Origin of the sequence: Streptomyces sp. DvalAA-14 (genome assembly GCF_900091855.1) — a bacterium.
GTDB lineage: Bacteria > Actinomycetota > Actinomycetes > Streptomycetales > Streptomycetaceae > Actinacidiphila.
In genome coordinates this window covers 35,821-43,333 of the sequence record NZ_FMCH01000067.1, presented here as the reverse complement: position 1 = coordinate 43,333, position 7,513 = coordinate 35,821, and the positions used below count along the sequence as shown (strand labels likewise).

Here is a 7,513-nt window from a genome sequence, read left to right as displayed (position 1 = left end):
GGCCCCGCGGCCCTGCCGCAGGCGGGCGGCGAGGTCCCGCAGGTCCGCGTCGCCCTCGGTGAGCCGCTGCGCGGCCCGGGACTTGCGGTCGCGCAGCCACGTCTCGACGGACCGGAAGCGGCGGGTGTCGAAGAGCTTGCCGAGCAGCGCGGCCCGTTCGATCGCGCCGGCCCGCAGAAAGGTGGCGAACTCGCCCTGCGGCAGCAGCACGACCTGGCAGAACTGCTCGCAGCTCATCCCGACAAGTTGCTTGATCTCCTCGCCGATCTCCTGGTGGGACTTGGAGACCCCCCGCCACTGGTCTCCCTGCTCCCCGCCTGCCGCGCCGGTGTACTCGCGCAGCAGGGTGACCGCCTTGTCGAGCGTCGTTCCGGTGCCGCGTTTCTTCGCCCGGAGTTGCTCGGGCCGCCGGGTGATCTCCAACCGCCGACCGCCGAGGGTCAGTTCGAGGACGACCTCGGTGGTGGCGCCGGCCGGGGCGTGGTCGCTGCGCAGCCGGGTGGCCAACCGGGCGCCCGGCACCTGCCCGTAGAGGGCGTAGCAGACCGCGTCCAGGACGGAGGTCTTCCCGGCGCCGGTGGGGCCGTGCAGCAGAAAGAGGCCGCCGGCGGACAGTTCGTCGAAGTCGACGTGCTCGGTCCCGGCGAAGGGGCCGAAGGCGGTGAGTTCGAGTCGGTGCAGTCGCATCGGTGGGTCAGTCGCCTTCCGTCCGTGCCGCGTCCGCGCGCACCGCGTCGAACGCCTCGCTCAGCACCGCGCGTTCGTCGTGGTCCGGCCCCTGTCCGCGGACGTGCGCCACGAAGTCCTCGGCGATCTGGCCGTCGGTGCGGCCGCGCAGCCGCTGGGCGTAGGACGCAGCCCGGTCCTCGTCGCCGGTGTCGGGTTCGAAGGCGAGGCTGAGGATGTGCGGGAAGCGTTTGGCGAGTGCGGCCATGGGTTCGTGCGGCCGGTAGGGGTCGGTGAGGGTGGCTTCCACCCAGGCGTCGGTGTGCCGGTCGTGCGCGGGGTTCCCGAGCAGGTCGTCGAACCGGCCGCGCAGCCGGGCCAGCCGCCTCGGCACCGGCGTGTCGAGGCGGTCGGCGGTCACCTCGCCGTCCGCGCCGAGGGTGACCAGCCACATGCTCTTGCGGTGGTGCTCCTCGGAGAAGGAGTAGGCCAGCGGTGAACCGGAGTACCGGACGCGGTCGCTGACCGTCTGGCAGCCGTGCAGATGGCCGAGGGCCGCGTAGTGCACCCCGTCGAACACCTCGGCGGGGACGGCCTGCACACCGCCCGCGGTGATGTCCCGCTCGCTGTCGCAGGGCGCCGCGCCGGTGACGAAGGCGTGGGCGAGCACGACGGCGCGGGTCCCGGCGGGCCGGCCGGCCAGGTCGGCACGGACCCGGTCCATCGCGGCGGTGAGCACCGCGGTGTGGTCGGCCTGTTCGGCGCCGAACTCCTGGCGGACGAGGGCCGGTTCGAGATACGGCAGTCCGTAGACGGCGACCTCGCCGTGCTCGTCGGGCAGCAGGACCGGGCGGCCGCAGCCGGCCGGGTCGGTCCGCAGGTGGATGCCCGCCCGGCCCATCAATCCGGCGCCCACGCCCAGCCGTCGGGCCGAGTCGTGGTTGCCGGAGATCATCACGGTGGGGACGCCGAGGTCGGCGAGCCGGTTCAGCGCCTCGTCGAACAGGTCGACGGCGGACAGCGGCGGCACCGCCCGGTCGTACACGTCCCCGGCGACGAGCACCGCGTCGACCCGCTCGCTGCGGGCGGTGGCCACCAGGTGGTCGAGGAAGGCGCGCTGGGCGCCGAGCAGGCTGACCCGGTGGAAGGACCGCCCCAGGTGCCAGTCCGAGGTGTGCAGGAATCTCACCCGTTGGCCCCCACCTGCACGTGTGTCCTCGCCATTCCTCAAAGCCGGTCTGCGGTGATCTGGATTGTAGAGTGCGCGCGCCGTGCGGCGGGCGCGCGGCGTACCCTTCCGAGCAGAGACGGGGCCCCCGGTGGACCCGCGACACGGACGATCGGAGGCGATGGAGCTGCTCAGCCTGGATCTGCACCCGATCTTCCGCAACAACCGCGACATCGATCTCGCGTTGCGCGAGTTCCTCTTCCGGGCGGCCCGCTCGGGTGCCGAGGTGGCCGAGATCATCCCCGGCAAGGGCACCGGTCAGCTGAAGAAGCGGGTGATCGCCTTCCTGGCCCAGAAGCACATCAGGAAGCTGTACGTCCGGATGGAGACCGACGCGACCAACTCCGGCCGCGTCCTGGTGTACTTCAGCCGGCCCGGGGCGACCTGAACCGCCCGCTGTCAGACCTCCACATACGCGCTGCCCTCCACCGCGCAGCCGGCGGTGCCCGAGGTGGTGTCGGCGAGCCAGGAGCGGAAGGCCGGCAGCTCGGCGTCCGGGATGCCGAGGTGGAAGACCACCTCGGCGCCGTAGGACGTGCCGCGCAGGACGCGGCCGGCGCCGCGCAGCTCGTTCTCCAGCCGTCCGGCCCGGCGGTGGTCGGTGGTGACGGTGACGAGCGTGAGGTGGCGGCGCTCGACGGTGCCGATCCGGTCGAGCGCGGCCGAGACGGCGCCGCCGTACGCGCGGGCCAGTCCGCCCGCGCCCAGCTGGATGCCGCCGTAGTAGCGGGTGACGACGGCCACCGTGTCGCGCACCTGGCGGCCGAGCAGCACCTGGAGCATCGGCGTGCCGGCGGTCCCGCCGGGCTCCCCGTCGTCGCTCGCCCGGTGCAGGCGGCCGTCGGGGCCGATCACATAGGCGAAGCAGTGGTGTCCGGCGGCCGGGTGCGCCGTGCGGACCCGGCGTACGAAGTCCTGCGCGGCCTGCTCGCTGTCGGCGGGGGCGAGCGCGCACAGGAAGCGGGAACGCTTGATCTCGCTCTCGTGGACGCCCTCGCGTGGCACCGTCAGATACCGGTCAATCATCCGTTCAGCCTATGCGGGCGGGAATGGCGGCGGACATTTCCGGGTTCGAGCAGGCGTAATGGGATGCTACGGCATCGGCGGGAGGACGGCGAGATGTACGGCGACGCGGCGACAGTGCGGCGGATTCTGACCGGGACGGGCGACACCTGGGCGGTGGTGGGCCTGTCGAACAACACCACGCGCGCGGCGTACGGCGTGGCGGCGGTGCTGCAGCGCTTCGGCAAGCGGGTGGTCCCGGTGCATCCGAAGGCCGAGACGGTGCACGGCGAGCAGGGGTACGCCTCGCTGGCCGACATCCCCTTCCCGGTGGACGTGGTGGATGTCTTCGTCAACTCGGAGTTGGCCGGCCCGGTCGCCGACGAGGCGGTGACGGCGGGAGCGAAGGCGGTCTGGTTCCAGCTCGGGGTGGTGGACGAGGCGGCGTACGAGCGGACCCGGGCGGCCGGTCTGGAGATGGTCATGGACCGCTGCCCCGCGATCGAGATTCCCCAGTTGGGCTGACGCGGCCGGATCCGGTGACCCGAGGGAGACGTACGTCACATCGCGCGGCGGTCACGTCGCGACGGGCGGACGGGTCGGTGCTGTGCAACCGTCGACCCAGCAAGGGGATCACCATGGACGCCCGTCTCAACTTCTTCGGCAGTTCCATCGCGACCGGGTTCGCGAAGCACATCAACTCGGCCGGCCGGCTCATCACCGACTCGTCACTGCCGGCCGCCACACAGGAACTGGTGAAGCTCCGCGCCAGCCAGATCAACGGCTGCGGTTTCTGCACCGACATGCACACCAAGGACGCCGCGCACGCCGGGGAGACCCAGCTGCGCCTGAACCTCGTCGCGGTCTGGCGGGAGGCGAAAGTCTTCACCGAGGCCGAGCGGGCCGCCCTGGAGCTGACCGAGGAGGGCACCCGTATCGCCGACGCGGCCGGCGGCGTCAGCGACGCGGTCTGGGCGAACGCCGCCAAGCACTACGACGAGGAGCAGCTGACGGCCCTGGTGGCCCTCATCGCCCTCATCAACGCCTACAACCGGCTGAACGTGATCGTCCAGCAGCCCGCCGGCGACTACCAGCCGGGCCAGTTCGGCTGACGGCCGCCACCGGGCCCGGCCGGCCCGGGGGCGGGCCGGCCGGGCGGGACGGCTAGATACCCAGGCCGCTCAGAACGATCGCGCCGGGCAGTTCGGCGAGCGTCTTGCCCGGCACGATGAGCTTGCCGCGCCGGGCGCCGCTGCCGAGCACGACGTGGGGCGTGTCCACCACGGCCGCGTCGATCAGCAGCGGCCAGTGGGCCGGCAGTCCGACCGGGGTGATGCCGCCGTACTCCATGCCGCTCTCGCCGACGGCGACATCCATCGCGGCGAAGGATGCCTTGCGGACGCCGAGATGGCGGCGGACGGTGCCGTTGACGTCGACCCGGGTGGTGGACAGCACCACACAGGCGGCCAGGGTGACGTCCTGGCCGCGCTTGCCGGCCACGACCACGCAGTTCGCCGAGACTTCCAGCAGTCCGGGGCCGTAGGCGGCCGCGAAGTCGGCGGTGTCGGCCTTCCCCGGGTCGGTATCCACCAGGATCATCTCCGCGGTCACCGCGGCGGCCACCGGCGGCGGCAGCAGTTCACGTCGTTCGGTGGCGGGGTGGACGACCTCGAAGGACCCGATCGGTGCGCGCATACCGCGAACCTAACAAACCCCGGCGCCGTCCCGCAGCGGCCGACCGAGGCGTCACGCTTCCGCCCGGTCCTCCAACTCGCTCAGCGCCAGCAGCTGTTGGGGGGTGACGCCCTGGGGGATCGGCACCGGGGGCGGGGTCCGCAGCGGCGGCTGCCAGCCGGCGTCCGGGTCCCAGCGCCGTACGACCCGGGCGGGGGCGCCCGCGACCACCGCGAAGTCCGGCACCTCGCCGCGGACGACGGCGCCGGCCGCGACCACCACGTTGCGGCCCAGCCGGGCGCCGGGCAGGATCACGCAGCCCGACCCGAGCCAGCTGCCGGAGCCGATCTCGACCGGCGCGGTGCGCGGCCACTGCTTGCCGACGGGCTGGGCGGTGTCGTCGTAGGAGTGGTTGTCGCTGGTGACGTACACATACGGGCCGCAGTACACGTCGTCGCCGAAGACCACCGGGGCCGAGGCCACCACATGGCTGCCCCGGCCGAGCACCACCCCGTTGCCCAGCCGCAGCACGGGGCGCGGGCCGAGGTCGAGGCCGGGCATCATGCCGGCGGTCAAGGTGACCTGCTCGCCGACGACGCAGTGGTCGCCGAGGTGGATCCACTGCTCGCCGAAGACCGTGCCCTGGGGGAAGGCGAGCCGGGTGCCCTCGCCGATCCGGCCGAAGCGCAGCGGTCCGGGGCGGGCGGCGGTGACCGCGCCCGCGTTCTGCACCCAGCGCCAACCGCGGTGCACAAGCCGCGAGGTCGCGCGGCGCCACCAGGCTGCGGCGCCCCCGATCACGGAGAAGAACACGTTCTCATTCTTGCGCACGGGCCCACCGTATACGGTGCCGGTGGACGGCAGGCGGATCGGCTGGAGGACGGTGGCCATGGCGGAGCGGGACGACGGCGCGGTACGGCACGGGTCGGCCGGGGCGCTGATCGCGGGGGTCGCGGGTCGCGCGCCGCGGATCGACCCGGGCGCGTACACCGCCCACGGGTCGGTGGTGCTGGGCGATGTGACGCTCGCGGCGGGGGCGAGCGTCTGGTACCACGCGGTGCTGCGCGGCGACGCCGAGTCGATCGGCGTCGGCGCCGGCTCCAACATCCAGGACAACTGCACGGTGCACGCGGACCCGGGCTACCCGGCGCTGATCGGCTCGTATGTCTCCGTCGGCCACAACGCGGTGCTGCACGGCTGCGAGATCGAGGACGAGGTGCTGATCGGGATGGGCGCGACCGTGCTGAACGGCGCGCACATCGGGACGGGTTCGCTGGTCGCCGCGGCGGCGCTCGTACCGCAGGGGATGCTGGTGCCGCCGGGTTCGCTCGTCGCGGGGGTGCCGGCGAAGGTGCGCCGGGAGCTGTCGCGGGAGGAACGGGCGACGGTGCGGCTGAATGCCGAGCACTATGTGCGGCTCGCCGCGCAGCACCGGGAGGCGCTGGGCTGACCGGCACCGCCTGCGGCCCGCGAACTCGGATCAATGGGACACAGCGGGTGATACGGCGCCGGGTCGGCTATTCCCGGCTGCGCGCCACCGCGATCTCGGGCTGCTCGGCGGCCGCCTGCTCCATCTCCGCCTGCGTCTTGGCCGCGCGCCGTCTGACGTAGAGCAGCGAGGCGAGGCCGAACAGGACGGCGACGGCCAGGCCGATGTAGCCGAAGCGCTTGAGCCAGGGCTCGGCGACGACGCCCACGTAGTAGACGATCGCGGTGATGCCGCCCGCCCAGGCGATGCCGCCGAGCGCGTTGGCGATCAGGAACTTCCGGTAGGGCATCCTCAGCACGCCGGCCATCGGCCCGGCGAAGATCCGCAGCAGCGCCACGAAGCGGCCGAAGAAGACCGCCCACATGCCCCAGCGCTGGAAGGAGCGCTCGGCGTTGGCCACATGTCCGGGTGAGAAGTGCCGGGGGAATCTCCGGCCGAGGCGGTCGAGCAGGGGTTGTCCGCCCTTGTGCCCGATGGAGTATCCGATCGAGTCCCCGGCGATCGCGCCGATCACGGCACTGGCGCCGACCACCCACGGGTTCACGTGCCCCTGCGACGACAGCAGCGCGGCGGTCATCAGCACGATTTCGCCCGGCAGCGGGATGCCGAGGCTCTCGACCCCGACCACCAGGAACACCATCAGATAAACGGCGACCGGCGGGATGCCGTCCAGCCAGTCCTGGACATGCACAGCCAGTACCTCCCCACCACGACGTCGGATTCGCGCACCCGGCGCGTCCCGTGGAAGCCTAACCGACCGCGCGGGCGAAACCTTCCCGCCAGGGGTGCGCAGCGCGAACGCCCGGCGGGCCGCCACCGGACCGCGGGAGACCGGCGCGCGACCTGCGGGGACGCGGCCGCGGCCGGCGGCCCCCGGTCAGCTGTTCGGCCGCAGCGTCCAGACGACGGTCATCCGGGCCGTCTCGGCGCCGTCGGCGCGGCGCACGGACACCTCGACGGGGAACTCCGGCCGGGTGCCGGCGTCCAGTTCGGCGACCACGTCGGCGGCGGGCCGCCCGAGTACGGCGGTGGCGGTGACCGCCCCCTTGGCCAGCTTCACATAGGCGATCTCGGCGCGGACCGCGAGCGGCACCGCCCGGCTCAGCTGCTCACCGAAGGCCGCGAGCACGACCGCGCCGGACGCGGACTCGGCGAGGGTGAACACCGCACCGGCGTGCGGACCCCCGACATGGTTGTGGAAGTCGGGCTGGTCGGGCAACGAGACCACGGCGCGCTCCGCCGTCGTCTCGCCGAACTCAAGATGAAGCGTGCGGGCCATCGGGACGGTGGCCGTGAGCAGTTCGCCTATGGAAGGCCCAGCGGAGGGCAACGTATCGGACATGCACGGATGTTACCAGTCGGTAGGACCATCCGGGCGGGGTCGCCCGCCGGATTCGGCGGGCCGGACCCGGGTCGGGTGGCGGCGGGCGGCGCCGGGGGCTAGTGACCCGGGG

Annotated in this window: 11 protein-coding genes; 4 read left to right on the top strand and 7 right to left on the bottom strand. The window is 72.9% G+C overall.

What is annotated here, in order from left to right:
- Together GA0115240_RS03300 and GA0115240_RS03295 are read right to left on the bottom strand one after the other, a co-directional pair.
- On the bottom strand, positions 1–687 hold a 687-nt coding region (locus GA0115240_RS03300; RefSeq protein ID WP_141708704.1), incomplete at its 3' end, for an AAA family ATPase.
- Between the two features lie 7 nt (positions 688–694).
- Complete coding sequence (locus GA0115240_RS03295) at positions 695–1,855, bottom strand: exonuclease SbcCD subunit D (RefSeq protein WP_093735127.1); 1,161 nt, start codon at positions 1,853–1,855, stop codon at positions 695–697.
- A gap of 160 nt (positions 1,856–2,015) precedes the next feature.
- Between GA0115240_RS03295 and GA0115240_RS03290 the strand changes: the two genes are divergently transcribed.
- Positions 2,016–2,282, top strand: a complete 267-nt coding sequence (locus tag GA0115240_RS03290; protein WP_237554557.1) for a Smr/MutS family protein — start codon at positions 2,016–2,018, stop codon at positions 2,280–2,282.
- 11 nt (positions 2,283–2,293) lie between these two features.
- On the opposite strand, the gene GA0115240_RS03285 is transcribed toward GA0115240_RS03290, so the two are convergent.
- Positions 2,294–2,920, bottom strand: coding sequence for a YigZ family protein (locus GA0115240_RS03285; RefSeq protein WP_093735126.1), 627 nt, complete (start codon positions 2,918–2,920; stop codon positions 2,294–2,296).
- 93 nt (positions 2,921–3,013) lie between these two features.
- On the opposite strand from GA0115240_RS03285, the gene GA0115240_RS03280 reads away from it, so the two are divergent.
- Together GA0115240_RS03280 and GA0115240_RS03275 are read left to right on the top strand one after the other, a co-directional pair.
- Complete coding sequence (locus tag GA0115240_RS03280) at positions 3,014–3,421, top strand: CoA-binding protein (protein ID WP_093735125.1); 408 nt, start codon at positions 3,014–3,016, stop codon at positions 3,419–3,421.
- A 113-nt stretch (positions 3,422–3,534) separates the two neighbouring features.
- Positions 3,535–4,008, top strand: coding sequence for a carboxymuconolactone decarboxylase family protein (locus tag GA0115240_RS03275; RefSeq protein WP_093735124.1), 474 nt, complete (start codon positions 3,535–3,537; stop codon positions 4,006–4,008).
- A 52-nt stretch (positions 4,009–4,060) separates the two neighbouring features.
- On the opposite strand, the gene GA0115240_RS03270 is transcribed toward GA0115240_RS03275, so the two are convergent.
- Positions 4,061–4,591 carry a YbaK/EbsC family protein gene (locus GA0115240_RS03270; RefSeq protein WP_093735123.1) on the bottom strand — a complete coding sequence of 177 codons (531 nt, stop codon included), beginning with the start codon at positions 4,589–4,591 and terminating at the stop codon, positions 4,061–4,063.
- A 51-nt stretch (positions 4,592–4,642) separates the two neighbouring features.
- A complete protein-coding gene (locus GA0115240_RS03265) occupies positions 4,643–5,401 on the bottom strand; it encodes an acyltransferase (protein WP_256069517.1) in 759 nt (252 codons plus the stop codon).
- Positions 5,402–5,459: 58 nt separating this feature from the next.
- On the opposite strand from GA0115240_RS03265, the gene GA0115240_RS03260 reads away from it, so the two are divergent.
- A complete protein-coding gene (locus GA0115240_RS03260) occupies positions 5,460–6,020 on the top strand; it encodes a gamma carbonic anhydrase family protein (RefSeq protein ID WP_093735121.1) in 561 nt (186 codons plus the stop codon).
- A 67-nt stretch (positions 6,021–6,087) separates the two neighbouring features.
- Here the strand turns inward: GA0115240_RS03260 and GA0115240_RS03255 are convergent, their stop codons facing one another.
- Both GA0115240_RS03255 and GA0115240_RS03250 read right to left on the bottom strand, forming a co-directional pair.
- Positions 6,088–6,750, bottom strand: a complete 663-nt coding sequence (locus GA0115240_RS03255) for a DedA family protein (RefSeq protein WP_093735120.1) — start codon at positions 6,748–6,750, stop codon at positions 6,088–6,090.
- 186 nt (positions 6,751–6,936) lie between these two features.
- Positions 6,937–7,401 carry a DUF4442 domain-containing protein gene (locus GA0115240_RS03250; protein ID WP_093735119.1) on the bottom strand — a complete coding sequence of 155 codons (465 nt, stop codon included), beginning with the start codon at positions 7,399–7,401 and terminating at the stop codon, positions 6,937–6,939.
- Positions 7,402–7,513: the final 112 nt, after the last annotated feature.